This window comes from Paenibacillus sp. HGF5, assembly GCF_000204455.1.
GTDB classification, from domain to species: domain Bacteria; phylum Bacillota; class Bacilli; order Paenibacillales; family Paenibacillaceae; genus Paenibacillus_AQ; species Paenibacillus_AQ lautus_A.
Window position 1 is genome coordinate 14,093 of record NZ_AEXS01000009.1, and the last position, 25,698, is coordinate 39,790.

Annotated in this window: 21 protein-coding genes and 1 other annotated feature; of the genes, 9 read left to right on the forward strand and 12 right to left on the reverse strand. The window is 51.1% G+C overall.

Going from position 1 to position 25,698, the window contains the following annotated elements:
- Window positions 1-22 precede the first annotated feature (22 nt).
- The gene (locus HMPREF9412_RS00990; RefSeq protein WP_009589373.1) at window positions 23-967 is read right to left on the reverse strand and encodes an aminoglycoside phosphotransferase family protein; all 945 of its coding nucleotides are present in this window, start codon (window positions 965-967) and stop codon (window positions 23-25) included.
- Between the two features lie 152 nt (window positions 968-1,119).
- Window positions 1,120-1,434: a DUF1904 family protein gene (locus tag HMPREF9412_RS00995; protein ID WP_009589457.1), complete on the reverse strand. Its 315-nt coding sequence runs from the start codon at window positions 1,432-1,434 to the stop codon at window positions 1,120-1,122.
- Window positions 1,435-1,672: 238 nt separating this feature from the next.
- Here HMPREF9412_RS00995 and HMPREF9412_RS01000 point away from each other — a divergent pair, with 238 nt between their 5' ends.
- Window positions 1,673-2,584 carry an aminoglycoside phosphotransferase family protein gene (locus tag HMPREF9412_RS01000; protein WP_009589427.1) on the forward strand — a complete coding sequence of 304 codons (912 nt, stop codon included), beginning with the start codon at window positions 1,673-1,675 and terminating at the stop codon, window positions 2,582-2,584.
- 92 nt (window positions 2,585-2,676) lie between these two features.
- On the opposite strand, the gene HMPREF9412_RS01005 is transcribed toward HMPREF9412_RS01000, so the two are convergent.
- Window positions 2,677-3,078 carry a hypothetical protein gene (locus tag HMPREF9412_RS01005; protein WP_009589424.1) on the reverse strand — a complete coding sequence of 134 codons (402 nt, stop codon included), beginning with the start codon at window positions 3,076-3,078 and terminating at the stop codon, window positions 2,677-2,679.
- A gap of 193 nt (window positions 3,079-3,271) precedes the next feature.
- Here HMPREF9412_RS01005 and HMPREF9412_RS01010 point away from each other — a divergent pair, with 193 nt between their 5' ends.
- Window positions 3,272-4,492 (forward strand): RNA polymerase sigma factor, encoded by a 1,221-nt coding sequence (locus tag HMPREF9412_RS01010; RefSeq protein WP_009589483.1) that lies wholly within the window; start codon window positions 3,272-3,274, stop codon window positions 4,490-4,492.
- Between the two features lie 42 nt (window positions 4,493-4,534).
- Here HMPREF9412_RS01010 and HMPREF9412_RS01015 read toward each other — a convergent pair whose 3' ends face one another.
- The 4 genes from HMPREF9412_RS01015 to nirB all read right to left on the reverse strand — a co-directional run bounded on the left by HMPREF9412_RS01015 (window position 4,535) and on the right by nirB (window position 10,479).
- Window positions 4,535-5,365, reverse strand: a complete 831-nt coding sequence (locus tag HMPREF9412_RS01015; RefSeq protein WP_009589372.1) for a protein phosphatase 2C domain-containing protein — start codon at window positions 5,363-5,365, stop codon at window positions 4,535-4,537.
- The gene (locus tag HMPREF9412_RS01020) at window positions 5,362-5,829 is read right to left on the reverse strand and encodes an HIT family protein (RefSeq protein ID WP_009589383.1); all 468 of its coding nucleotides are present in this window, start codon (window positions 5,827-5,829) and stop codon (window positions 5,362-5,364) included. The genes HMPREF9412_RS01015 and HMPREF9412_RS01020 overlap by 4 nt, the downstream gene beginning before the upstream one ends.
- Before the next feature lie 45 nt (window positions 5,830-5,874).
- Window positions 5,875-6,098 (reverse strand) — a binding site (T-box leader).
- Window positions 6,099-6,173: 75 nt separating this feature from the next.
- Window positions 6,174-8,294: an assimilatory nitrate reductase catalytic subunit NasC gene (gene nasC, locus HMPREF9412_RS01025; protein WP_050802772.1), complete on the reverse strand. Its 2,121-nt coding sequence runs from the start codon at window positions 8,292-8,294 to the stop codon at window positions 6,174-6,176.
- Window positions 8,295-8,325: 31 nt separating this feature from the next.
- Window positions 8,326-10,479, reverse strand: a complete 2,154-nt coding sequence (gene nirB, locus HMPREF9412_RS01030; RefSeq protein ID WP_009589396.1) for a nitrite reductase large subunit NirB — start codon at window positions 10,477-10,479, stop codon at window positions 8,326-8,328.
- A gap of 424 nt (window positions 10,480-10,903) precedes the next feature.
- Here nirB and HMPREF9412_RS01035 point away from each other — a divergent pair, with 424 nt between their 5' ends.
- The gene (locus tag HMPREF9412_RS01035) at window positions 10,904-12,130 is read left to right on the forward strand and encodes a nitrate/nitrite transporter (RefSeq protein WP_009589419.1); all 1,227 of its coding nucleotides are present in this window, start codon (window positions 10,904-10,906) and stop codon (window positions 12,128-12,130) included.
- Between the two features lie 134 nt (window positions 12,131-12,264).
- On the opposite strand, the gene HMPREF9412_RS01040 is transcribed toward HMPREF9412_RS01035, so the two are convergent.
- The 3 genes from HMPREF9412_RS01040 to HMPREF9412_RS01050 form a co-directional block, all read right to left on the reverse strand.
- On the reverse strand, window positions 12,265-12,648 hold the full coding sequence (locus HMPREF9412_RS01040) for a hypothetical protein (protein WP_009589434.1): 384 nt from the start codon (window positions 12,646-12,648) through the stop codon (window positions 12,265-12,267).
- An 80-nt stretch (window positions 12,649-12,728) separates the two neighbouring features.
- Window positions 12,729-13,271: a VanZ family protein gene (locus HMPREF9412_RS01045; RefSeq protein ID WP_009589465.1), complete on the reverse strand. Its 543-nt coding sequence runs from the start codon at window positions 13,269-13,271 to the stop codon at window positions 12,729-12,731.
- Window positions 13,268-14,194 carry a D-Ala-D-Ala carboxypeptidase VanY gene (locus HMPREF9412_RS01050; protein WP_009589398.1) on the reverse strand — a complete coding sequence of 309 codons (927 nt, stop codon included), beginning with the start codon at window positions 14,192-14,194 and terminating at the stop codon, window positions 13,268-13,270. The genes HMPREF9412_RS01045 and HMPREF9412_RS01050 overlap by 4 nt, the downstream gene beginning before the upstream one ends.
- Window positions 14,195-14,387: 193 nt before the next feature.
- Between HMPREF9412_RS01050 and HMPREF9412_RS01055 the strand changes: the two genes are divergently transcribed.
- Window positions 14,388-16,124 carry an ABC transporter ATP-binding protein gene (locus tag HMPREF9412_RS01055; protein WP_009589486.1) on the forward strand — a complete coding sequence of 579 codons (1,737 nt, stop codon included), beginning with the start codon at window positions 14,388-14,390 and terminating at the stop codon, window positions 16,122-16,124.
- A complete protein-coding gene (locus HMPREF9412_RS01060; RefSeq protein WP_009589409.1) occupies window positions 16,117-17,964 on the forward strand; it encodes an ABC transporter ATP-binding protein in 1,848 nt (615 codons plus the stop codon). The genes HMPREF9412_RS01055 and HMPREF9412_RS01060 overlap by 8 nt, the downstream gene beginning before the upstream one ends.
- A 98-nt stretch (window positions 17,965-18,062) precedes the next feature.
- On the opposite strand, the gene HMPREF9412_RS01065 is transcribed toward HMPREF9412_RS01060, so the two are convergent.
- Both HMPREF9412_RS01065 and HMPREF9412_RS01070 read right to left on the reverse strand, forming a co-directional pair.
- Complete coding sequence (locus HMPREF9412_RS01065) at window positions 18,063-18,875, reverse strand: sugar phosphate isomerase/epimerase family protein (RefSeq protein ID WP_009589412.1); 813 nt, start codon at window positions 18,873-18,875, stop codon at window positions 18,063-18,065.
- A 98-nt stretch (window positions 18,876-18,973) separates the two neighbouring features.
- The gene (locus HMPREF9412_RS01070) at window positions 18,974-19,591 is read right to left on the reverse strand and encodes a LysE/ArgO family amino acid transporter (RefSeq protein WP_009589462.1); all 618 of its coding nucleotides are present in this window, start codon (window positions 19,589-19,591) and stop codon (window positions 18,974-18,976) included.
- Window positions 19,592-19,736: 145 nt separating this feature from the next.
- Here HMPREF9412_RS01070 and pdxR point away from each other — a divergent pair, with 145 nt between their 5' ends.
- The 4 genes from pdxR (at window position 19,737) to qoxC (ending at window position 25,697) form a co-directional block, all read left to right on the forward strand.
- The gene (gene pdxR, locus HMPREF9412_RS01075; protein WP_009589467.1) at window positions 19,737-21,185 is read left to right on the forward strand and encodes a MocR-like pyridoxine biosynthesis transcription factor PdxR; all 1,449 of its coding nucleotides are present in this window, start codon (window positions 19,737-19,739) and stop codon (window positions 21,183-21,185) included.
- A 907-nt stretch (window positions 21,186-22,092) separates the two neighbouring features.
- Window positions 22,093-23,097, forward strand: coding sequence for a cytochrome aa3 quinol oxidase subunit II (qoxA, locus tag HMPREF9412_RS01085; RefSeq protein WP_009589422.1), 1,005 nt, complete (start codon window positions 22,093-22,095; stop codon window positions 23,095-23,097).
- A 63-nt stretch (window positions 23,098-23,160) separates the two neighbouring features.
- Window positions 23,161-25,104, forward strand: a complete 1,944-nt coding sequence (gene qoxB / locus HMPREF9412_RS01090) for a cytochrome aa3 quinol oxidase subunit I (RefSeq protein ID WP_009589459.1) — start codon at window positions 23,161-23,163, stop codon at window positions 25,102-25,104.
- Window positions 25,101-25,697: a cytochrome aa3 quinol oxidase subunit III gene (gene qoxC, locus HMPREF9412_RS01095; RefSeq protein WP_009589471.1), complete on the forward strand. Its 597-nt coding sequence runs from the start codon at window positions 25,101-25,103 to the stop codon at window positions 25,695-25,697. The genes qoxB and qoxC overlap by 4 nt, the downstream gene beginning before the upstream one ends.
- Window position 25,698 lies beyond the last annotated feature (1 nt).

Here is a 25,698-nt window from a genome sequence, read left to right on the forward strand (position 1 = left end):
ACATTTTGGAACCTAATGCTGATTAGGATTTAGAGATCGTGATCTCTTTAAGCTCTTTCTTCAGGCTGTGAAGCGTGGACGCACGTTCTTCGTCATTCTGGACATCACATAGCAGCTGCTCCATGAACTCCCAGATATCCTCCAATTTACGTCTGCCTTGATAAAACGTGAGCGCCTCGCTGTTCATCTCGTAATCGCTATGCGTTTCTTTATAAATCCTCATAAATGATTCGAAATAGGGTTCAGCGACAAAAAACATCATATCCGCTTCGACCGGCGCCAGCTTCAGCCCCTCCCAGTCAATCAATATCAATTGCTGACCATCCGACATCAGATTCCAGGCATGCACGTCGGTGTGGCACAGCGCCAGGCGAAGATCGCGTTTCTTCAGCTCTTCGGACAGCGCTTCCACTTCAAGCATCAAACCCTTCAAGCTGTCGATATGGGGATTCACGACTTCCCCGATGTCAACCGGCTTCTTCGTATCCAGCGCCTCCCTTAGCTGACCAAGAAAAGGCACCGAAAAGCTTTCCGTCATGGCACTTGTCACCAGCGGAAAATCCGCCCCGTAACGATGGAGCTCAGCGATGATCTCTGCCAGTTGTCTCACTTGATTCTCCATCAGCTTGCGGTCTGCGATCGTGTCCCCGTCGATATATTCATACACCAAATAAATGCCTTCGTTATCCTCGCATCGATAACGTTGGTCTGTCGTCAGCATCGGCACCGGAATGCTGCCCTTTAATCGACTATGCTCCTCAAGCCACAGCAGGATCGGAACATAATCGTCAATCAGCGCAGTCCACTTGGGTGTGGAGGCCCGGCTCTTCTCATATACTTTCAGGAAATAGTCCTGTGCGCCGTTACTCACTTTGTAAGCAAGCGCAGCCCAACCGCCCTGCTGGGGTACAATAACGGGATGACCCAAACCGTAATATTCCTTCAAAATGCCCTGTAGTCGGTCCATGTTTCCTCCTATCTATGCACTTACCATGCCTCATAATCTCTTTGATTTATCATAACGGTAAGCATATATGACATAAAGTCCATCATTCATTTTAAGTAAAAAAACAAGGATGCTTTTTCTAGCATCCTTGTTTTCACTCATCATATCTTAATTTATTCTAAAGGCCTGCCTTCTTTATAATAGAGATTCCGATTAAGAATCACGAAGAATATATGTACGTTCCGGTACCCGTGCTCCGACAGGATCTCATGTATGCTGGCCGCAACCGCATCATGGGTCTCCTGAGCCCGCTGAAACATCAGGATTTCGACGGATAACGGCGTATTTGTAATGATCCGATATGGAAGCTGTTCGATTTTCACGATTTCTTTCGGAATTTGAACAATACCGGCGAATGTTTCAACCACGGTTGGCGTTATTTCTTCGAGGAAAACTTCTGAAAATCCTTTAAAACGTAAATATGGCACACTGATCCCTTCATTTCATCGATTTATTGGTCTTCTGGATGTCCGCAAGTGACTTTTATCTCTCTTCTACTATACAATAATGTTATTGTGAAAGGAATCACTATGATGCAGATATCTAAATTGGCCGGTAAAGTTCAATTACAGCTGTCCTTTCCGTTGCCCGTACGATGCGATTCCGATACACTGGGTAAGTGTTCCGTTTTGTGGAAATTATTCATTCATGGAGGTGAAGACGAATATGGGACAAAATCCATGGGATGCCGAATGGGAAGTGACGGAGCCGTTAGTCCGGCTCTTGCTTAACCGTCAATTTCCCCAGTTGTCCTCCCTCCCGATCCATGAGATCGGCAGCGGCTGGGACAATACCGTCTATCGCATCGGCGAAGAGTATGTGTTTCGTTTTCCCAGAAGAGCATTTGCCATCCCTTTACTTCAAACCGAAGCCAAAATCCTGCCCAAGCTGGCGAATTACATAACGTTACCCTATGCCAAGCCCCTTTTCTTCGGAAGAGAAAGCGCAGACTACGCCGCGCCTTTCCTGGGGTACACCTATCTTTCCGGAACGTTTCCGATTGGACTGACGGATGAAACTCGGATGCAGTCGGCGGCAGCGCTTGCACGCTTTCTGAAGAACCTGCATGCCTTTCCCGTGGAAATGGCGCAGCAAGAAGGTGTCGCCGTGGACCATCGTAATCTGACCGATCTCGCCGGACGCAGGGATAAAATGCTGGACTTCCTATCCCAGCTAATCCCCCATTTCACGCAAGCAGAAATGAAGGAGATCGCCGACTATTTGCACGGCATTTCCTTGGATCGGGTCAAGCAGCGACATATTCTTATTCACGGAGATCTCCATTTCAAAAACATGCTGGTGGACGAAACAGGCAAGCTTTCCGGCATCATCGATTGGGGCGACGTCAGCATCGGACATCCCGCCTGCGACCTGAGCATTGCTTACAGCTTCTTGCCTCCGGCTTCAAGGGAGGGATTTTTTGAAGCCTATGGCAGCGTGGACGAAGAAACGAAAGTGCTGGCTCGTTTAATCGCCGTTTATATCCCCATGCTCATCTTCATGCAGGCTATCGACGATAAGGATGAAGCCGTTGCACGGGAGGCCAAATCAATTATGAAGCGTGCCATCTCGATTTGATGCTTCCATGAGATTTTTGTATCTAATGGCAATAACAAAAAGAAGCTTGAGGGTTCAAGCTTCTTTTTGTTCGATTAGACCTTTGCCCTCGGTTAGATTTTCAACACTCCCATTAATGGCATGATGGCTTTTATCACGTTCATGCCCAGTTTAATATGAGGCACGATCTGTCCCAGGAAGCCGAGAGGGCCTGCAGGCGTAGCCGCCACTCCCTCCTCGGCTCCTTCGGCTGACGCAGCGCTTGGAGGACCGCCAAAGAGGTCGCTTAAAAATCCGGATATTTGCGCTTTGTCTCCGCTTCGGGCAATCGCAGCCGGCATCTTATTGTTGGCCCGGAGCCCTGATAGCGTCACTTCCCCGCCTTGGATCTGATTCAGTTCGCCGACGTAATAGCTGCCGTCCTTCAGAACGACCACGACCGGCTGACCTACCCAATGCTGCGGCGGTCTCGGTATGGAAGCGGATCTGGACTTCCTTACGCGTTTCGAAGGCATATAAGGATCACCTCGCTTCCCATATCCATGATGATGACATCATATGCACAGAACGCCTTTCTTTCTTGTGCCTTTATAGGGTGATGATATAAATGCATAAAAACCTAGATTGCAAGAATATTTCGATTCACTGTGGCTTTTTGCATACCTCCGGTGTCTAATAAACTGCAAGGTCAAGAGGAGGTTCTTATCCATGTCTAGAGCTCATGACAAACTCCCTGATTATCCGGATAATCAGGGAACAAAGCGAACATTTGAAGATACGTATGATGAATATCGCCCGAGGATCCGGCATTATCTCGCACTGAAATTGAATCCGACGGCGGCAGATGACTTAACCCAGCAAGTGTTTTTAAAGGCAATTGAGAACCTTGATAAGTTTAACGGAACATCCAGTCTGTTCACTTGGATCTTCAAAATTGCTCAAAACACAGTCAAAAACGAGTATCGAAGTTTAGCGCGAAAAAATGAAAAACCTTATGACTTTACGCGTTTTGAATCGCAGTCCATCTCCCTTGATTTTGCCGGTTATGTTGATATTCGAATCGATATCGGAGCAGCGCTTAAGAAGTTAAGTGAACGGGATCAGCAAATCATATCTTTACGATTTTTTGTGGATTGTACGCTGCAGGAAATTTCCAAGATCGTCGGCATGCGCGAGAGTGCGGTGAAAAACCGATTGTATCGGTCCTTGGCGAAGCTGAAGAAAGAATTAAGAGAATGGGGTGACATCACGATTATGTCGATACTCGACTTGATATCCATTGAAAGTAAAAGTGAGGCGAATCATCATCAGAGCAAGGTGCATCAGGACCTGTTTCAAGAACTCAAGAATAATGTAGAACAGATGGCAGCGAAATATAATCATCAGCCTTCCCGCAAAATCGTTATCGAAATTTATCCCGACCTGCCCACATTCCATCAAGCCGTAGGCGAAAGCGATGCACCTAATTGGTTCATGGGCACGTTCGATAACAACACGTTAAAAATCGTCTCGCCCTTGAACCCGGGACCCGAGCATACCTATCACTCGATCCTCCGGTCCACCCTGCACTTGTATGCCATGTGGTTGATTAGTGATATTAATCCACTGGCGCCTAGATGGATCCGTCAGGGCATCGGGGGGTACGAAGCTCAGCAGATGTCCGAAGACTTCATTCGAAGCACGACAACCGAAGCGATTCTTAGTCGGGCAATTCCAAGCTTCGAGGATCTGAATGATGATTCCTGGGATTTCGGCAAAACAGGATTTCAGTTTTCATATTTGATCGTTGCGTTCATGATTGAAAAATACGGGTTAGATTCATTAAACCAATTCATTCGCAATCCGGATGATTTTTACGGCATCTTCCATCTTTCCAAGGAAGATCTTCATGAACAGTGGGCGGAAAATCTCCAGCACCAGCTTCATTAAATCAATGGAAACCCGGTCATTGACCGGGTTTCCAAGCCTTTTTCAGTTGAGTTCAATTTGCCTTGCATCCAATTCCTGTCTTGAACCATCGGATGGATAGCTGGGATGATGCCCAAGCTCCACTTGCCATGCAATCATGGTGACGCTGTCCTTGATTCCCCGGTCATGCGACATTTGCATGAAATCCTTCACACCTTTTTCCAGATCAGCGTCAAACAGCAGTTTGATATGTTCCAGAAATACCGGTCCCATTTCTAAAGCGCCATCAGTGCTTAATACAATCACGTTTTTCCCGGAGCGCAGCTCTCTTACGCCCGTGGAATAACAAGGGACCTGCTTATCGAAGGTGTTTACCTTCCCTATCCATTCGTAGAAATTCCGTTGATTAAGCAAGGTTTGCCCGAGCGCTGTCAATTCGGGATGAAGCAGATAGAGTAGGCAATCCCCGACGTTAAACCACCACAAGTATTCTTCGCGTCTGCAGCATAGCAGACAGGAAGTTTCACCCGCAATTCCCCTGCAATCCTCGCGAAAGCGTTCGGAAGTCAACATGCCCAGCATATAGTCATGCAGGTTTCGAAAGCACTCCTCGATTGGCCCGCGAAGGATGCCGGCGATCTCTGAAATGGCCCCATCGATATAGGATAAGACGAGTTGGGCGCTCTCATCGGTTTCATGTGCATCCAGCAGCAGGACGAACTCCAAGTCAGATTCCGCATCGATCCAGATATAAACGCCATCTTCGTTTTTATCGGCCCCGGCTGCGGAGCTGCCGCCATACCGGCCCAGTACCCCATGGGAAACCGCAATCGTCTGCGGATCGTCGAGGAACATGCTGGAGCTGCCGTGCCACTTCACGATATGGGGCCTCATGGAGCAACCTCATCCTGCGCCATACAACGCCTGATTCGCGAACACACTTCTTCGATCTGGGCGGCATCACCTCGGGGAGCTTCCGGCCAACCGCTGATTCCAAACCCCCAATAGGACGTGGGCGTATTCGGATAACGCGGAATCAGATGGATATGCAGATGGGGGACGTGATCTCCCAGCACAAAGGAGTAGATATGTTCCGCGCCTATGCATGCTTTCAATGCGCGACTCACCCGGGTCAGCATCCGTCCGACGGCGGCCGACTCATCGTCTTGCAGCTCCGCTAATCCCGATACATGCCGCTTGATATCGATCATGACATATCCCAGATAAGCTTCGTTGGAATCGGAAGAAATATGGCCTACGTAGAGCAGCTCATCCTCATAAATCGCTCCCCCCGGAAGCTGGATCTCTCCCCGATGCTTTCGACAGATAAAACAATCCCGCTCTTTCGCGTTAACCATATCAACCCTTCCCTTCGATAAAGTATAAAAAAGCCCGCCATCCCCCTAAGAGACGACAGGCTAACTACCCGCGCGGTACCACTCTACTTGATCCGATCTTCATCGAATCCGCTTGAAGCCCGATCACGAAGTCTAAACGTCAAGGCATACTCCAATTTCTGCCTCACCACTCATGGGCGAGCTTCGGAATCCTCATGGACTGCATTTCACCATTGCTGCAGCTCTCTAAACCATGAACGATTTCTACTACTCCCAATCATTGTGTTTGTATATAAAATTGTTCCTATTATAATTTTCCATATTCATCCTGTCAATGGAGAACGGACTTCATTGTTGCATCACCATTACCTCAATGACCGTATCCGGACAGCGGCAGTCTTAAAACCGGGCATCTTGCAGACCGGATCCAGCTCCGGCCGGGTCGCATGATTGACATTCTGCACGCCGCCCCAATGCATCGGGACGAACAGCGTGTCTTCTCTTATATGTTCTTTAATCCTGCTGCGTACGGAAAAACGTCCGTGTTCCGACACGATTTCTACCCACTCCCCGTCACGGATTCGGTAACGCTGTGCGGTAATCGGGTGGATCTCCACGAAATTTTCAAGCTCGCGCGCAAGCAGGGAAGGACTTCTCCGAGTCTGCACGCCCGTCAAGTAGTGTGACAGAACGCGGCCATTGGTCAGAATGAGCGGGTACTCCTCGGACACCCCCACCCACGGATTCCCCGGCGTCACGGAAAACACGGCCTTTCCGTCTGGATGGGCGAACGATTGCCGGAACAGAAGCCCCGTCCCCGATTCTTCTTCGGAGGGACACGGCCAGTATACTCCCTCTTCCCGGCGCAATCGATCATAGGTGATGCCAAAGTAGTCAGCAATGCCGCCTTTGCTTGCAAGCCTCAGCTCATTAAATATCTCTTCAGGCTCGTGAAAGTCAAAATATTCACCCTTGCCCAATTTGTCTGCGATCGAACACAGAATCATCCAGTCATGACGCGCCTCCCCCGGCGCCTCACGCCCCGCCTTCCGGAGAAGAACCCGTCCCTCCAAATTCGTCAGCGTACCTTCATTTTCCATATAGGAGGTTACTGGCAGGACAAGATCGGCGAATCGGGCCGTTTCGGACATAAACATATCCGCAACCACCAGAAATTCGAGATGGTTCAAGCCTTCCTCCACAAGCCCGGCATTCGGATTCGAAACAACGGGATTGGACCCCATCACGAAGAGCGACTTAATTTCACCCTCATGAATCAGCTCCATCATCTCGTAGGCAGACACGCCCTTTCCAGGCAGGCTGGAAGCCTTAACGCCCCACACGGACGCAACATATGCCCGGTCCTCCTCATTCTCGATCGATCGATAGCCTGGCAGCTGATCGGCCTTCTGCCCATGCTCTCTTCCTCCCTGACCGTTTCCCTGTCCGGTGATCGCCCCGTATCCGCAGCCCTCCCTCCCGATTTTGCCTGATGCCAAGACCAGATTCAGATAACGGCGTACTGCAAGATGGCCATCCGTCTGCTGCTCCACCCCTCGGGCCGTCAGCAACATCCCGGTATCCGCCATAGCATAGGATACGGCGGCCTCCCGGATCAGCTCCACATCTAATCCGCATAAATCGGCGGCCCGTGATAAATCGAAGCTGTCCAGATAGGTTTTCAGCTCGGCGTAACCCGTAGTTCTTGCTTGAACGAAGCCTTCGTCTAAGAGACCTTCATCCACGATCATCTTCAGCATCGCATCCGCCAGCATGGCGTCCGTCCCAGGTCTGATCGCCAAATGCATATCGGCTATTGCGGCCGTTGCGGTTCTGCGGGGATCGATGACGATGATCTTCGCCCCGTTCGCCTTGGCCTGGTTGAAGTAAGGGAGCAGCGTTGGCTGGCATTCCGCTATATTGGTGCCGGCCAGCACGATGCAGCGGGCAAGAGGAATATCGGACAGCCTGAACGTCAGTCCCCTGTCGATTCCAAAGGTTTTGCTCCCGGCAGAGGCTGCGGCCGACATGCAGAAACGGCCGTTATAATCGATATACCGGGTACCGAGTGCCACCCTGGCAAATTTCCCGAGCAAATAGGCCGTTTCGTTGGTCAGGGACCCGCCGCCGTATACGGCATTGGCATCGGGACCATATTTCTCGGATATCGCCTGAAATCGTTCGCTAATCACCGCCATCGCTTCATCCCAAGAGCAAGGAACGAGTTCGCCGTTTGAACGGATCAACGGATGTTGCAGCCGCTGCGAGTGGGCTGCGTGCTGATGCGCATTCATGCCTTTGACGCACACCCTGCCTTCGGAAGCAAGGTTCGGTATCCCCTCCACCTTATACTTGGCCCTGAACTGTCCCGGGATACTCTTCTCTTCCAATGCAACCGTCATCTTGCACTGTACGCTGCAAAACGGACATTGTGTCTCTACCACGGCAGCAGCTCCTCCCACAGCGGGCGATTCCGAATAAACCATAACTGACCACCTCTCCCTATATTTCGCTTGTTTAACCAGCTTGTGTCTTCCATTCCCTCCGAGACAGCATCTCTGCAAGCTCTCTTTGCAGATCGTGGTCCAGAACATGCTCCCGGATCGAAGTTACACCCGTACGTTCCACCCATTTCCACAACGGTTCCTCGTACAAGCCGTTCTGCCGGTACCACTGCAAACAAGCGGATACGAGCTGCACTACATCTTCCTCACGTTCAGCAACGCCGATCAATTGTCCTTCTCGGACAGGGTGGTCCGCATGTCCGCCGAGATAAACCTCCCAGCCTGCGGGCGAAGCGGATATTCCGATCCCCTGAACCAGTATGCTGACGGACGATGCTAAACGATCGGACACCCCTGCATGTACAGGATAAGGCAGCGATACCTCTTGCCAGCGAAGGCGAAGCCATTCTCCAATGCGCCTTATGCCTGCCGCCTCCATCCTCGAGCCTTCCGTGTCTCCGATCCATACCTGAACGCCTTGGTAGAGTTCATGATCCGCATCGGAGACATGATGCCAAGTCTTCTGAAACGGTTCGTCACCGTTTCCTGTCTCCGTCATTTCAAGGTAATAACGTACGGCTGGCCCACAGGCCATGCATCCGCCCGGCTTCTTCCAGCCCTGATGGAGCATGAAATCCGATATCGTATGACAGCCTTGACTCACCGCATGGGCAATCGCTTGCTTCAATGAGGAGTGCCCCAGCTTCGTGCATTCACATACGGGAATCTCGTCTTGCGTTATGGCCCCCCTCTGTGAACCCCTCTTTTTGCCGCTTCGCGCATGTTTGACAAGAGCATCCACCATAGGCCGGCAGCCGCCGCACGAACCGGATGCCCTGGTCAGCTGCTTAACCTCATCCGTGCTTTGGAGATTGCGATCGGTAACGGCCTGCATGATCTCCGCTTTGCTCACGCCGTTGCAAGCACACACCGTTTCATGATCCGGGAGCGTCTGTGCAGCTGCTTCCGCCGTGCTTACAATGCCTTCTTGCGGGATAAGCTCTGAGACAGCCGCGCCCTTCTTCACCATGGACAGCAGCGCGGATCCCTCAGTCGTGTCTCCGAACAGAATGGCACCCGTAACCCTGCCTTTGTGCATGATCACTTTTTTGTACGTGCGGCTTACGGCATCGTATTGCTGAATGGCGGTTTCCGCATCGATCCCCGATATCGCGCCGGCCGAAAATACATCCACACCCGAGACTTTAAGCTGGGAGTAAGGAATCGAACCGCCATAAGGCTCGGCCTGCCGGCCGCAGATAACCCGGGCAAGCACCTTTCCTTGCTCATACAGGGGAGCGATTAGACCGTAACTAATCCCCCGGTGCTCCGCGCATTCTCCCACCGCATAAATATTCGGCACACTCGTCCTCATGTAGTCATCCACCAGGATAGCCCGCCCCGTCAGCAGACCGCTTCTCTGGGCCAGCTCCACGTTAGGCCTGATCCCTACGGCTAGCACCACTACATCCGCATCCAGCCGAGTTCCGTCGATAAACCGAAGCCCCTGCGCCCTTGTTCGGCCAACGATTCGCGTGGTATCCATCGCCAAGTGGAATCGCATCCCTTGGCTTTCGAGCTCTCGCTGCAGCATATTGGCTGCCGTCCGGTCCAGCTGCCGGTTCATGATATAAGGGGCATTATGAACCACATGGGTTTCCATGCCGAGATGGAGAAGTCCCCTGGCAGCCTCCAATCCCAGCAATCCCCCGCCAATGACGGCCGCTTTCGTGTAAACCTTGGACATTTCGGTCATTTTCATGCAATCGTCCACCGTCCGGAATGAAATGACACCTTCCTTATCCGTCCCGGGGATAGGCGGAACGAAAGGGGATGAGCCTGTTGCCAGAATTAATGCATCATACCCTTCCCGCTTACCGGAGACCGTCTCGATGCAGCGGGCTTTGACATCGATATGATGAACGGCTTCACCGGTCAATAACCGGATGCCATGCTGCTCATACCAAGACCAGTCGTTCAGGATAATATCCTGCAGGGAATGTTCGCCTTGAAGGACTTTGGACAATAGAATCCGATTATAGTTGGGGCGAGGTTCGGCGCCGAATATCGTAATATCGAAAAGCTCCGGCCCAAGCTTGAGTATTTCCTCTACGCATCGTATCCCTGCCATTCCATTACCGACAACCACGAGCTTCTTTCTATTCATGAATTACCTCCGCTCCACCCATGTCACTTTCATGTAAGAAAATACGAAACGCCCTTTCCCTGCGAACAGGAAAGGGCGTCATTGCCTTCAAAACCGGCACATCCTTGTGCCGTATTGGTATTAGCTTAGTTGACGAAATTCAATGTGTCAATATACATGACATATATTCATCGAAATTTTAATAATCAATAATTATTCGGTTTTTTGTGTGATGTATATTGACATTCATTTGACCTGTTATCTATAATGTGAATCAGCAAAATCATATATTTTTTCAGACGGAAGACACAATGACGTGTCTGCGTCTTGGGCAACGGGGCCGCAAGTCGTTCTGCAATGGGCGAATTGCGGCCTTTTTATGCCTGCATCTGCAGATCCGCACCAAGAATAGAAAACGTACACATTTGGATAAGGAGCGATAACTATGGAGAAGAAAGGATTTTGGCAAAGCGGGCACAAGCCCTCCCTGTTCGGTGCTTTTTTGTATTTCGACATCAGCTTCATGATATGGGGCATGCTCGGACCGCTTGCGGTAGTCATTGCCGGAGATTATCCGATGGATCCGGTGCAGAAGGCAAATCTAGTGGCACTTCCCGTTCTTGGCGGCTCGATACTTCGACTCGTATTAGGTTTCCTTGCCGATCGCATCGGCCCGAAGCTAACGGCTCAGATCGGGATGGTCGTCACGCTGGTCCCTCTTTTGCTTGGCTGGTTATGGGTAGATTCCCTTGATCAATTGTACGTCGTTGCGATTCTTCTCGGCGTCGCGGGGGCTTCGTTCGCCGCAGCACTTCCTCTTGCGGGACAGTGGTATCCCAAAGAACATCAAGGCCTGGCGATGGGAATCGCCGGAGCTGGGAACAGCGGCACCGTCCTGGCGACCCTGTTCGCCAACCGGCTGGCGCAGCATTTCGGAAGCTGGGAGATTGTCTTCGGACTTGCCATCATTCCCATTGTATTGGTCTTCATCTACTTCTCGCTGTTTGCCCGCAACAGTCCGAATCGGCCTGCCCCCAAACGGCTGTCCGAATATGGCAATGTGCTTAAACAGCGCGATGCTTGGGTATTCTGTGCCCTGTACTGCGTGACGTTTGGCGGCTTTGTCGGGCTCGCCAACTATTTAACGATCTTCTTCAACGCCCAGTATGGACTTACCGCGGTTCAGGCTGCGGACATTACAACGATCTGCGTCATAGCAGGGAGCTTCTTCCGTCCTGTAGGCGGCTTTCTGGCCGATCGCATCGGCGGCTCGCGAATGCTGATGTTTCTCTATGCCGGAGCTGCCATTATGCTGATCGGCGTCTCCTTCTTGCCGCCGCTTTGGCTTGTCGTCACGCTGCTGTTTATCGGCATGATGTGCCTGGGCGCGGGGAATGGTTCCGTATTTCAGCTTGTCCCTCAGCGGTTTGCCGGCGAGATCGGCCTGGTTACCGGGTTTGTCGGGGCTGCCGGAGGCTTGGGCGGCTACGCGCTGCCGCTGATATTGGGACGATTGTACCAAGCGACAGGCTCATACACCGCCGGGTTCATCATTCTGAGCTTCATTGCCGCCGCATCGCTGGCCCTTACGATTGTGATGCAGCTGAAATGGCGGCGCAGCTGGCTCCGCGGCGTGCCATCCGGCGCGCAGACCGGATCGGCCGAGGCGTGAGAGGAAGTGAGATCCATGTTAATGCTGCGACCGGTTCACGGCATATTGCCAAAGAAGCGGTCGATTAGCAGGCACCCACGCAACAAAAAAAGCATCGTATCGATGCTTTTTTATTTGGGATAACGGCCATGCCATCAGTCGGCTAAATTCACGACGTCATGCTGAACCGAAATTCTGACAAAATAACGATTCGGCCATATTTTGGTTGTCACCACGACATCCTGGTCATCCTTTTCAAAAAAATATCCGGCGCCCTCTTGCATAACAAATTGCCAATCCTCGCGCTGCATCCGCTCCTTAATCCATTCAGCGGGTTGCCTCATCTTCGTAAGATACAGTCCATGGCCGTTCGAAGGATCATCGATCTTAACGACGGATTTGTCGGTGGTATGAAGCGAATACATCAGTTTGATATGATTCCAACCGATCGAATGGATATATAATGCGATATTTATGGCGAACATGACAAAGACCATACCGATGGAACCGAATAAGATCCTTTTCCAGCGTTTATTCACGATTATTGGTCACCGCCTTTATAGATATGTCTTCAACGTCAAATCGGTACTCATCTTCAGATTCAAGGTGAGGCCACTTGCTACTTCACCCCGGATAACGGCTTGCCCTTCTTGCCCCTACCCTCATCAATATGGGATTGTTTTCCCCAAAAGGCTACTTTCAAGACAAGGACCATGAAACAGCCTATCACCCCGCCGGCCGTATTCAGGATTAAATCGTCCACATCAAAGCTTCCCATCGAAAAGAGAATCTGCGAGCACTCCAGCCCTAGGCTTAGCCCGAAGGAAGTCACGAAAGCGCCAAGCAAACCTATCCACTTGTTTTTCAGCAATACACTGACGAATATGCCGTTGGGTATGAAAATCGCGATATTTCCGAACAGATTGATCACGTCATGCGGGCTCGAGAGCCGTTTCATATTTTGATGGATGGACTTAAAAGGCGTAAAATTGGCAAATTGCAATCGATTCTGCATATATTCGGGATTATCGATCGAACGCTGCAGCTGCTGCCACAGAAACGAAATGTTCACGTCGCCGAATTTGAACAGAATGATTTTGACCAGTACATATACATACAACACATACAGAAATAATACCATCCATTTAGGCGTTTGCTTCATTCATTCTCATCCTTGCCGAGCTGCACCGTCACAATCATGCCATCGATGTTGTTGCCGGATATCTCATACTCGCTGCCGGCCGGAACCTCAATTTCCGTTTCTTTCGACTGGACGGGTACGTACGCAATTTCGTAGGCCTTCCCGTTTACGGTTGCCTTATAGGTCTTTTTCTCCTTGAGAAAATCCAGGTACTCTTCCAGCGTTAAATCCAGTTCGTTCATGATCATACTGTGCGGAAGCCCTACATAACGAAAATGCCAAGGCTCATACTGGATCCCTGTGATGTCCGTCTTGTCCTGTGGGTATCTCAAAATGAATCCATGCGCCCAAGCATGCTTCTTCAGCCACTTGCCCTCCGGAGATTGATCGATCGCCTTCTGCGTGGATCCGATATCCATGGATAATCCGAGGTTATGTTCGCTATAGCCTGGGGGCAAAGCATAATCGGCGCCTTTTTCGCGATATAACGCCTCCTGTTCGCTCTCATCCCGGTACCCGCTGCTGATCATGAAGTGATTGACCCCGTCTTCTCCCGCTGCTTCAATCATATCGCCGAAATGCTCCGCCACGCTTCGCGATAAACGGATCGTGTTGTCAAGAACCACGTAGCCGTTCATTAAGTCTTGTTCCTCAAACAAATTCACGATATCCGTCGGTACGGCTGCCGGATCCAGCGGGTGATCCTTGTTGACCAAAACCAGATTCCCCTGGGTTACTTGTTCATCTGTCACGGAGACCGTTTGAGCCGCTTTATTTCCATCGTTATCATATTCTGATTGAGGATTCGCCTGCGCGTCGGAGCCAGCGTTCATCTCCTGTTCCTTATGTGTTCCTTCGTTATCATTCGCGTTTGGCGTCTCCGTTAGTGCGGGCTCGCATCCAACCAACAGGAAGATCACGAGCAATATCAAACACTTCTTCAATTTCAACAACTCCCTCTATCTTTGTCCCACCATCTTAAAGAATATAGTTTAAGGAAAAGTAGGGAAAAGTTAAAGTTTTTCTTAAGAGATGCGAATCCCTCCCGGGCTTTCGCCCTTTACCCTTTGACAAGGCTGAAGCCCATGGCTTACCTTGGTATTTAGACTAATAAGAATAAAGAAGGTGCCATTATTCTTGCTTAAACTATTTCGTTATTTACGTCCTCACTGGACAGCGGCCCTGCTTGCACCGCTGTTGATGCTGCTGGAGGTCGCCATGGATCTGCTTCAGCCCATGCTGATGGCCAGCATAATCGACCGCGGCGTCATGCAGAACGATACGGCACACATCCTCAGTACAGGGCTGCTCATGCTGGGAGCTGCAGCCATCGGGCTGCTTGGAGGTCTCGGGTGCACGATTTATTCTTCCATTGCTTCACAGCGTTTTGGCGCCGATCTTCGCCGGGATTTGTTCCGCAAGGTTCAGACCCTGTCATTCCGCAATCTGGACGACATCTCGACCGGATCGCTCATCACCCGGCTTACGAGCGATATCGTTCAGCTTCAGACGATGGTACAGATGCTGCTGCGCATCTTCGTACGCTCACCGTTTCTTGCCATAGGAAGCATGATAATGGCAGTGATCATCAGCCCCAAGCTGGCCATTATTCTGGCTATTGCCGTTCCGTTGCTGTTCGTCGTGATGTTTTTCCTGATCCGGGCTACCCTGCCCTTGTTCGCCACCGTTCAGAAGAAACTCGATAAGGTGAATACGGTACTGAAGGAAAATTTCGCCGGAATCCGGGTCTCCAAGGCATTCGTGCGTGCCGGTTACGAGAAGGACCGATTTCATGATGCGAACCAGGACTTCACGCAAGTGTCGGTAAAAACCCAGCGGATCGTTGCGCTCAACATGCCCATCCTGACCATGATTCTGAATGTCAGCATCGTGGCCGTCCTGTGGTTTGGCGGGAAGGATGCTATCGGCGGATCCTTTGAGGTCGGTAGCCTGGTTGCCTTTATTAACTATGTCACGCAGGTATTGTTCTCGGTTTCTTCCGTGGCCATGATGCTGGTACGGATTTCTACGGCCAAGGTCTCCGCTGACCGTATTCAGGAGGTCATGCGTACAGAATCCGAAATTGTGAACGATGTTCATCCGGCAACCGATGCGTGCAAGCAAGGAGAGATCATGTTTGACCGCGTTACTTTTTCCTATAACTCGGAGATGCAGAAGCCCGTACTGCGCGACATCAGTTTCAAGGTCCGACCAGGACAGCATGTAGCCATTATGGGTGCAACAGGTTCGGGTAAAACCTCTCTGGTATCCCTGCTCCCCCGTCTGTACGATGTGACCTCCGGGCAGATCCGAATCGACGGAACCGATGTGCGGAGAATGGAGCTGTCCGCTTTGCGCGAACGAATCGGCATCGTCCTGCAAGAATCCATCCTTTTTACAGGCACTATAAGGGACAACATCCGCTACGGGAAACCGGACGCTTCCGATGAAGAAGTAATGGCCTCGGCTAAGGCTGCCCAAGCGCATGATTTCATTACTTCCATGCCGGATGGCTACGATACCGTGCTTGGACAACGCGGCGTGAACCTGTCCGGCGGACAGAAACAGCGTATATCCATTGCGCGGGCATTATTGCTTCGACCCGCCATTCTGATTCTTGATGACAGCACCAGCGCCATCGATACGGGAACGGAGTCACGGCTTCGGAAAGAGCTGGCCCGTCTGATGAAAGACCGGACCTGCCTTATGATCGCTCAGCGGATCTCATCCGTGATCGACGCCGACCTGATATTGGTGCTGGATGACGGGGAATTGATCGCGAAAGGCACGCACAGCGAGCTGCTTGCTTCCTGTGAAGTATATCAGGACATTTATCGATCGCAATTCGGCAAGGAGGTGTCTTCTCATGGCTAAACCGAATCAGGATTCCAAGCATGCCCATCAAACGGACGGACCGGACCTTAGCATGCGAGGCGGCAACGCCATCCGCGGAATGACGATAGCCAAAGCCAAGCCGAAACATACGATGGATACGATACGCCGGATATGGAGCTACATCCGTCCGTTCAAAGGCGGCATGATGGCTGTTTTCGTATTCACGCTTGTAACGACGCTGCTCTCACTGATCGCCCCTTATCTGCTGGGGAATGCCGTGGATCATTACATCATCCCGGGAGACATCAGAGGACTTATGGGGGTATGTGCGATACTTCTTGCCGTTTATGCAGGCACCGCGCTCACGGCATGGCTTCAGCAGCATGTCATGGTGAAAGTCTCCCAGCTGTCCATTCTGGCCATGCGGCGAGATATCTTTGCAAGGCTTCAGGTCCTGCCGCTCCGCTTCTTCGACAGCAAGACGCACGGCGAATTGATGAGCCGCACGACCAATGATATCGAGAATGTCTCCGGTACGTTGAACCAGAGCGTAACCCAGCTCATCTCAAGCGTTCTGTCCCTGATCGGATCGCTTGCCATCATGCTGTACCTGAACGTATGGCTTACACTGCTCAGCATGGTGACCATTCCGCTCGTCATGCTGTTCACGAAGACGGTGGCAAGCCGGACAAGGAAGCATTTTTCCAAGCAGCAAAGCTTGCTGGGTGAGCTTAACGGATTCATTGATGAGACCGTTTCGGGCCAAAAGGTCGTGCAGGTATATCGCCGGGAACGGCATGCCGCTGCCCAGTTTGATGACATGAACAAAAAGCTGACCGACGCCAGCATCCATGCCCAGATCTATTCGGGCACGGTCGGTCCGGTTATGAACGTGCTGAATAACGTCAGTTTTGCCTTGATTGCAGCGGTTGGCGGCTACATGGCATTCAAGGATTTCACAACCGTCGGGGTCGTCGTTGCGTTTCTGAATTATTCGAAGCAGTTTCAACGGCCTTTGAACGATCTGGCGAACCAGTTCAACCTGGTGCAGTCCGCGGTTGCCGGGGCAGAACGGGTCTTTGAGATAATCGATACGGAGTCCGAATACCAAGGCAATGAACAGACGAAAAAAGCGGACGATATGTATGGCGAGGTACGATTTGACCATGTGTCCTTCAGTTATAAGGAAGACGTCCCGATTCTGAGGGATGTTTCGCTTACCGCCCGGCCGGGTGAGACCGTTGCGCTCGTCGGCCCGACAGGCGCCGGCAAAACCACCATTATCAATCTCCTCACCCGTTTCTATGAGATTGATGATGGCGTAATCACCATAGATGGCAGCGATATCCGCCAACTGGACAAGGACAGTCTGCGGAGTCAGCTGGGGATCGTGCTTCAGGATGCTTATGTATTCTCGGCATCGATCCGGGAGAACATTCGTTATGGCCGGCTGGATGCCTCGGACCAAGAGATCGAAACCGCCGCCAAGCTAGCCAATGCGCATGACTTCATCATGAAGCTGCCCGATGGCTATGATACGCAGCTCCTCTCGGGCGGCGGCAACCTGAGCCAGGGCCAGCGGCAGCTCTTGACGATTGCTCGGGCCGTGCTTGCCGATCCCGTTATTCTGATTCTCGACGAGGCAACCAGCAGCATCGATACCCGAACCGAGATGCATATTCAAACCGCCATGCGCGCCCTGATGCAAGGCCGGACCAGCTTTGTCATCGCCCATCGTCTGAGCACGATCCGCGAGGCCGACCAGATTCTTGTCATGAATCATGGCGGAATCGCGGAGCGCGGCACACATGAAGAGCTGCTGGCCAAGCGCGGCTTCTACTACGAGTTGTACAACAGCCAATTTAAGCTGACCAGCTAACGGACGTTGAACGTTTTCTTATGCTGCAACCGGCAAAATCAGACGAGGACCGATTCTGGAGAATCGGCCCTCGTCTTTTTATCCATAAGAATATCATGTCATTTCTGCTTGGCTCGACTGGCATTACTCAAAATTCGCTTTACGTTCCCAATGATCCATTCCATCTCCACGTATTGGTTGCCCGGCGCGTTGTATTCGACGCCCCAATATCCCCGATAGCCCCCGGCGAGCAGGCTGCGCACCTTCTCCTCCGCATCGGGATGAACCGCGGTCTTCGCATCGAAATGCGTATGCACCGTCCACGGGGCAACCATCTCGTCGCCTTCGGCCTCATCCGCCCTCCATCTTCCTAGGTGAAGCAGGAAACCAAAAGCAGGATGCCGGACTTCCTCCGCAATCCGCTTCATTTCCCGAGGGAGGAGGGAGGCGCCCATATGGTTTTCCGGACCTACGGTATAGCCGTTATCCCCAGCACGCTCCGCCAATTCCCGATAGCGCTTGACAAGGTATTCGAATTGTTCGTCCGGCATCGGCTCCGCTTCTTTATAACCGCCGCCGGTGTCGATCCGCACCGTTTTGGCCCCCAAAATTTCTGCGGCATCCAGATGGGCAAGCGCATTGTCATACAACTTCGCCCGCATATCCGGGTCGGGATCCCATAGATGAGCCCCGTCAACGGCAAAGTTAACCACGCTCATCTCCTTCTCATCCAGCGCTTCCCTGATTTTACGTATGTAGCTTTCGTCGGCAAGCTTGTATATGGGGCCGCTTCGATCGATGAAAAAACCGTTCCACAAATCAACCGCATCCATTCGGTAGCGATACTTCACCGTCTCCAAATAACCGAACACATCCATTTTGCCGTCGAGAAACGTGTTATAAAAAGAATAGCCGCCAATCGAAATGTTCATCGCATTGCCTCCTCCTATTCCCGGGTCACATACAAACTTACCACATTTTCCATCCATTAATTAACATAAATTCTCAGTCCCGTCTAAATTTCTCCTAACTAGGTTTGAACCAATCGAAGCACGAGATAAGCGGCCGTACCCCACATAATCACCGCCGATATTCGGTTCAGCGCGGACAGCAGCCTGCCTGTCGAATCCATCCTTCCCATCGCCCGACCGGCAATGCCAAGTCCCAGGAACCACAGCCAAGAGACGGCGATGCATACAACGGTAAAAATCATTTTGTCCGCCCCTTCATATTGAAGCGAGCTCGTGCCGATGACGCCCATCGTGTCCAGAACGGCATGCGGATTTAGCAGCGACACGGACATGGCAAATACGATTTGCTTCTTGGGAGAGAACGAACGAGCGCTTTCCGGGTCCTGACCTGAAGGCTTACTCCTCCACGTCGCCGCTCCCATATAGACCAGGAAGCAGATTCCCAATGTAAATAACGTCAGTTTGATCCATTCATATTCCAAAACGATCACGGATACGCCCAATACCGCCAATGAAATCAGCAGCGTATCGCATAACGATGCGGTAATCATGACAGGCAGCGCCCTAATAAACCGGGGTTGAACGACACCTTGATTAAATACGAACACATTTTGCACGCCTAAGGGAAGAATAAGCCCGAGAGCCAGAATGAACCCATGAAGTATAACGGCTATCATATGAAAGCAAACCTCCAGTCAATATTTTCACCATTGTAATGGAGGAGCTTGGCTGCGTCTCCAACCAATTGGTTGGCATTCGACCCAACCAATGATGTATACTGGGCATGATTCTATAGAGGCGTTGTCAGAAAGCAGGTTGTCCATGTCAGAAGAATGGAAATTGAATAAAGCTTCCGAAGTCCCCCTGCATCGGCAAATTTATGATTACATGAAGAGCCGAATCATGAACGGGGAATGGCCGGTCGGGACCCGAATTCTCCCGCAGAGGGAGCTTGCCGCCAAATTTCAAGTCAACCGCAGCACCATCGTTTATGCCTTGGGTGAGCTTGCGGCTGACGGTTTTATAGAATCCCGGGTGGGACAAGGCACGGTTATTGTTAACAATACTTGGAGCGTATTGGCCGCCGCGCCCCCGCCTGATTGGAATCAATACGTGAAATCCGGCTCCTATCAGCCGAACATCCATATGATCCAGCAGATCAACCGTGCGGAAACCGATCCGGATGTGATCCGACTCGGTACTGGCGAGCTTTCGCCTGAGCTCCTTCCGACCGCCCAAATGCGGGAGACGTTTAACGGCAGTATGTCCAGCCGTTTCACTTTGGGATATTCGGAACCGAAAGGCAGCCTATACTTAAGGGAAATCATCAGCGATTATTTGAATAAGAAGGGGATATCCGCATCTCCTTCTTCCATTCTTATCGTTTCCGGCGGACTGCAGGGCTTGCAGCTTATTTCCCTGGGGCTGCTGCATCACGGTTCCGCCATCCTGGTGGAGAATCCCACGTACCTGAACTCGATTCATGTATTCCAGTCGGCTGGCATGCAATTGCACGGCATCCCGATGGATGCCAAAGGGATCCGAACGGAATCTATCGGAAGGCTCAAGCGTCAGCACAGAGCCGCCCTGCTCTACACGATCCCTGCCTTTCATAACCCTACAGGCACAATGATGTCTTCCGACAGAAGGACGGAGCTGCTGAAAATCTGTGCCCAAGAAAGATTGCCCGTCATCGAGGATGATGTGTATGGCGATTTATGGCTGGATACTCCATCTCCGCCCCCTTTGAAAGCTTCGGATAAACAAGGACTCGTGCTCTATATGGGCAGCATGTCCAAAACCCTCGGGCCCGGTCTGCGCATCGGATGGGTGGTCGGGCCGGAGCCTGTCATCGATCGGTTGTCCGACATTAAAATGCAGACCGATTACGGCTCCAGCTCGCTGTCCCAGCATGCTGTCGCGGAGTGGCTCTCGAGCGGATCCTATGAGAAGCATCTCGTTCGGATCCGGGCAGAGCTGATGAAGCGCAGAGACTTTACGCTGTCGTTGCTGGAACGATATTTTCAAGATATTGCCCACTGGAATAAACCCCAAGGCGGATTTTATGTTTGGCTCCGCATCGCCAAGCCGATCTCCATTCGCGCGTTATTCGAGCAGGCGTTGAAGGAAGGCCTGCTGCTCAATCCCGGAACTATTTATGACCGTAACGACCAGCAGCATCTGCGGCTATCGTATGCATACGCCGCATACGATCAACTGGAGAAGGGACTTATCCGGCTTGCGGAGCTTATTCGCCTCCATGTGTTGTAAACAGCAAAAGCAAAGGGCTATTCCGAGGAATGCCGTCCCCCCTCTGGATTAGCCCTTTCTTTATTCAGCGCGATTTAGCGCGCCATCACGTTATCGTTTATAGCTCTCTTTCATAAACCGTACGGAGATGCTGATCATCTAGCTGGACGTATGGGTTATCCATTGTCGGCTACGATGCGATAATCTTCAGGGACCAGCTTCACGGCGAGATCAGCGCAGCGAGATGTGTGACAAATAGCATTGCAGGCCTCGCGCGGAATAACGGCGCCAAAAAGAAGCCCGTGATAAAAATAGCGCTGCTTCCCAATCGCCAAGGCAATTGATCCGGATCAACATGCTGCAGCACAGGGACGAGGGCGCACAGCCAGCTCAAAACAAGAAATAAAAACCATATCCAGAACGACCGCACCGGCTCCCCTCTCTTTCCTGTCAAGCGTTTCACAATTCCCAGCAAAATATTCCGTTCCAATTTTTAGTTATATCATATCACAAGCCTCTTCGAGCCTTTTGGTTAAATAAGTGAACTGGAAATAAAAATCGGCTTCGATTTTATTGTGAAAAATTATACTTGCAAGTCTAAACCCTTATCAGTACTGGGATTTATTCGGCAGGTTAAGGAGCCGAAAGCAGTAAAAAACAGGCCCGGAATTGTGACGAAACTGGTAACTCTCGTGAATGTTTGAACAAAGTATGAACTGCCTCTAAACCGCGCCACTACAATGATCTCGCTCACAACCCTCCCCTTTTGTAACAAATTGAACACATAAAATTACATACATTGACACGAATATGGATTTATCTGTTATTTATACAAGTTTATGTGTTTTGCAAAGCCGACCGGAACTTTCTACTATAGATGTGTCAGTAACATTGAATCGAACGAACGTTTCAAGGAAAGGGGTACATCATGAACAAAAGAGGGCCGTTATTTGCATTGTTTTTATGCTTTACCTTGCTCTTATCGGGCTGCAGCTCGCTCACGGTATTAGATCCGAAAGGACCGGCTGCCAGAACCCTATCCGATACAATCATATTCTCCATTCTCATGATGGTCGGAATCCTAGCGGTAGTTTACGCGCTCTATATCTACATGCTCACGAAATATCGAGCCAAGAAATCCAACGAAGGTTATGAACCGCCTCATGAAGAGGGCAACAAATGGCTGGAGATTCTGTGGACTGCCATTCCGATCCTGATCGTTGCCGTGCTCTCGGTCGTAACCGTCAAAACGACAGTGGCCGTCGAAAACGTGCCTGAAGGCTACGAGAACCAAGAGCCTCTGGTCATTTATGCTTCCTCTTCGAACTGGAAATGGCATTTCAGCTATCCGGAAGAAGGAATCGAAACCGTCAATTACGTTAACATTCCGACCCATCGTCCGATCGAGTTCCGACTGTATTCGTTCGGTCCGATCACAAGCTTCTGGATCCCTCAGCTTCACGGACAGAAGTACGCGATGAGCGACATGATCACCAAGCTGAACATGGTTGCCGACGTACCGGGTTCGATGATGGGTCGTAACGCGAACTTCAACGGCGAAGGCTTTGCCCATATGGAGTTCGAAGCCCTTGCCATGACCTCTGCCGAGTATGATGAGTGGGTTAAGGATGTAAAGGATACCGCGCCTGAACTGAAGGAAGATGAGTTCAAGAAGCTTCTGGACACCGCGCACGTCGGACGAATGACCTTCTCCAACACGCATCTGGAATTCAGTCCGCCGCCATCCGAAGACCATCACCATGGCGGTGACGTCAACGGCAATGAGGAGCATCAGGACCATAAAGACGTCCACCCGGATCCTGCAACAACGGAAGAAACGGAATTTGACAGCGAAACGAACGTGGATCCAAACGAACCGCTGCCGAACTTCCCGGCTGAAGAAAGCCCAAATCATCAACATGATGGACATTAAATCGGTGAGTGAAACGTTGTTCACCCGATCTACTTCATACATCCAGAAAGGAGCTAGGCCTTTATGAAATGGGACGAATTTTTCGTTACCGGTGATCCGTTAATTTACGGCGCCATGGTGAGTATCGTGCTCGTCTCGCTCGCAATCCTCTTCGGCTTGACCTATTACAAGAAGTGGGGATATATGTGGCGGGAATGGCTCACGACTGTGGATCACAAAAGAATTGGTGTCATGTACATCATCTGTGCATTGATCATGCTGTTCCGCGGAGGCGTCGACGCGATCATGATGCGCGCGCAGACCGCCGCACCGGAGATGAAGTTTCTGACCGGTCAGCATTATAATGAAGTATTCACGACTCACGGGGTCATCATGATCCTCTTTATGGCCATGCCGTTTATTTTCGGTCTGATGAACGTCATCGTTCCGCTCCAGATCGGTGCCCGTGACGTTGCATTCCCTAAACTGAACGCCATCAGCTTCTGGCTGTTCTTCGCCGGAGCGATGCTGTTCAACATTTCCTTCGTTATCGGAGGTTCGCCTGATGCCGGCTGGTCCGCTTACTTCCCGCTGGCCAGTATCGAATTCAGTCCGACGGTCGGCAACAACTACTACTCTCTATCGCTTCAGATTTCAGGGATTGGTACGTTGCTGACGGGCCTTAACTTTATCGTAACGATCCTGAAAATGCGTGCTCCGGGTATGACCCTGATGCGCATGCCAATGTTTACCTGGTCGGTATTGATCACTTGCGTCATCATTATCTTTGCTTTCCCTGTGCTTACGATTGCGCTTCTGCTTATGATGTTCGACCGCATCTTCGGCTCGCAATTCTTCACGATGGCCAACGGGGGCATGGATATGCTCTGGGCCAACCTGTTCTGGGTATGGGGTCACCCTGAGGTATATATCGTTATTCTGCCGGCATTCGGTATTTTCAGCGAAATCATCTCAGCCTTCTCCAAAAAGAACCTGTACGGTTACAGCTCCATGGTATTGAGTATGGCGATTATTTCCGGATTGTCCTTCCTGGTATGGGCTCACCATTTCTACACGATGGGTCAAGGGGCCATGGTCAACGGTTTCTTCTCCATCACGACGATGGCAATTGCCGTACCGACCGGGATCAAAATATTCAACTGGCTCTTTACGCTTCGCAAGGGCCGAATCAGCTTTACGACGCCGATGCTCTACTCGCTTGCCTTTATTCCGATCTTTACGATCGGCGGCGTAACCGGCGTCATGCTGGCGATGGCCAGTGCCGACTATCAGTATCACAATACGATGTTCCTGGTTGCCCACTTCCACTATGTGCTCATTCCAGGCGCCGTATTCGCCGTCATTGCGGGTTTCCATTACTGGTTCCCTAAAGTGTTCGGCTTCCGTCTGAACGAAAAGCTTGGCAAAATCGCATTCTGGTTCATTGCCATCTCATTTAACGTTACGTTCTTCCCAATGTTCTTCCTGGGACTTATGGGGATGACCCGCCGTACGTACACGTATTCGGCCGAAACCGGCTTTGGTCCGCTGAATATGCTGTCGATGGTCGGCGCGGTCGGCCTAGCGATCGGCTTCATCCTTCTGGTGTACAACATTTACTGGAGTACACGTTACGAGCCGCGCGACAAAACAGGAGATCCATGGGATGCACGCTCGCTGGAATGGTCGACGCCAAGTCCGGTTCCTGTTTACAACTTTGCGGTAACGCCGAAAGTCAAAGGCCGTGACGCCTTCTGGTTCTCCAAGAAAAACAACGAGCCGCTTTCGGACGAGAAAATCACGAAGATTCACATGCCAAGCAACACCGGAAAACCGTTTATACTGGGCATCGCCTTCTTCTTCCTGGGCTTCTTCCTGGTATTCAGCTGGTGGATTCCATCCATCGTTGCCGGTATCGCGGTATTGATTATTATGGCTACCATGTCCTTCGACCGTGATCACGGGTATTACATTCCGGTTGAAGAGATTGTTCAAACCGAACAGAAACTGCGGGGTGATACGGTATGAAAATAGATGCCACTCAGCCGCTGGAATATGGAACAGAGGAAAACCGCAATCGTATATTCGGCTTCTGGCTGTTCCTCGGAGCTGAAATTGCGCTCTTTGCTACCTTGTTTACCGTCTACTTCGTTCTCGTGAACCGCTTTGCCAGCGGTCCGAGCGGAGCGGAAATCTTTGAAATTACGCCGGTCCTGCTTGAGACGTTCCTGCTCTTAACGAGCAGCTTCACCATCGGTTTGGCTGTTCATGCGATGCGTCTGGGCCTGAAAAAGCAGATGATGATCTTCATGGTCATCACCCTGCTGCTGGGTGCGGGATTCCTCGGGATCGAGATCTTTGAATTCTTCACCTATGTTCATGAAGGAGTAACGCTCTCAACCAGCGCCTTCTCCTCCAGCTTGTTCACATTGCTTGGCACGCATGGAGCTCACGTTACCTTCGGTCTCCTGTGGGGAACAGCCATTCTGATTCAACTTAAAAAGCATGGACTGGATCATTCCACAGCCAACAAGTCCTTCATCTTCTCGCTCTACTGGCACTTCCTGGACGTTGTGTGGATCTTCATTTTCAGCTTCGTGTATCTGAAAGGACTGATGTGAC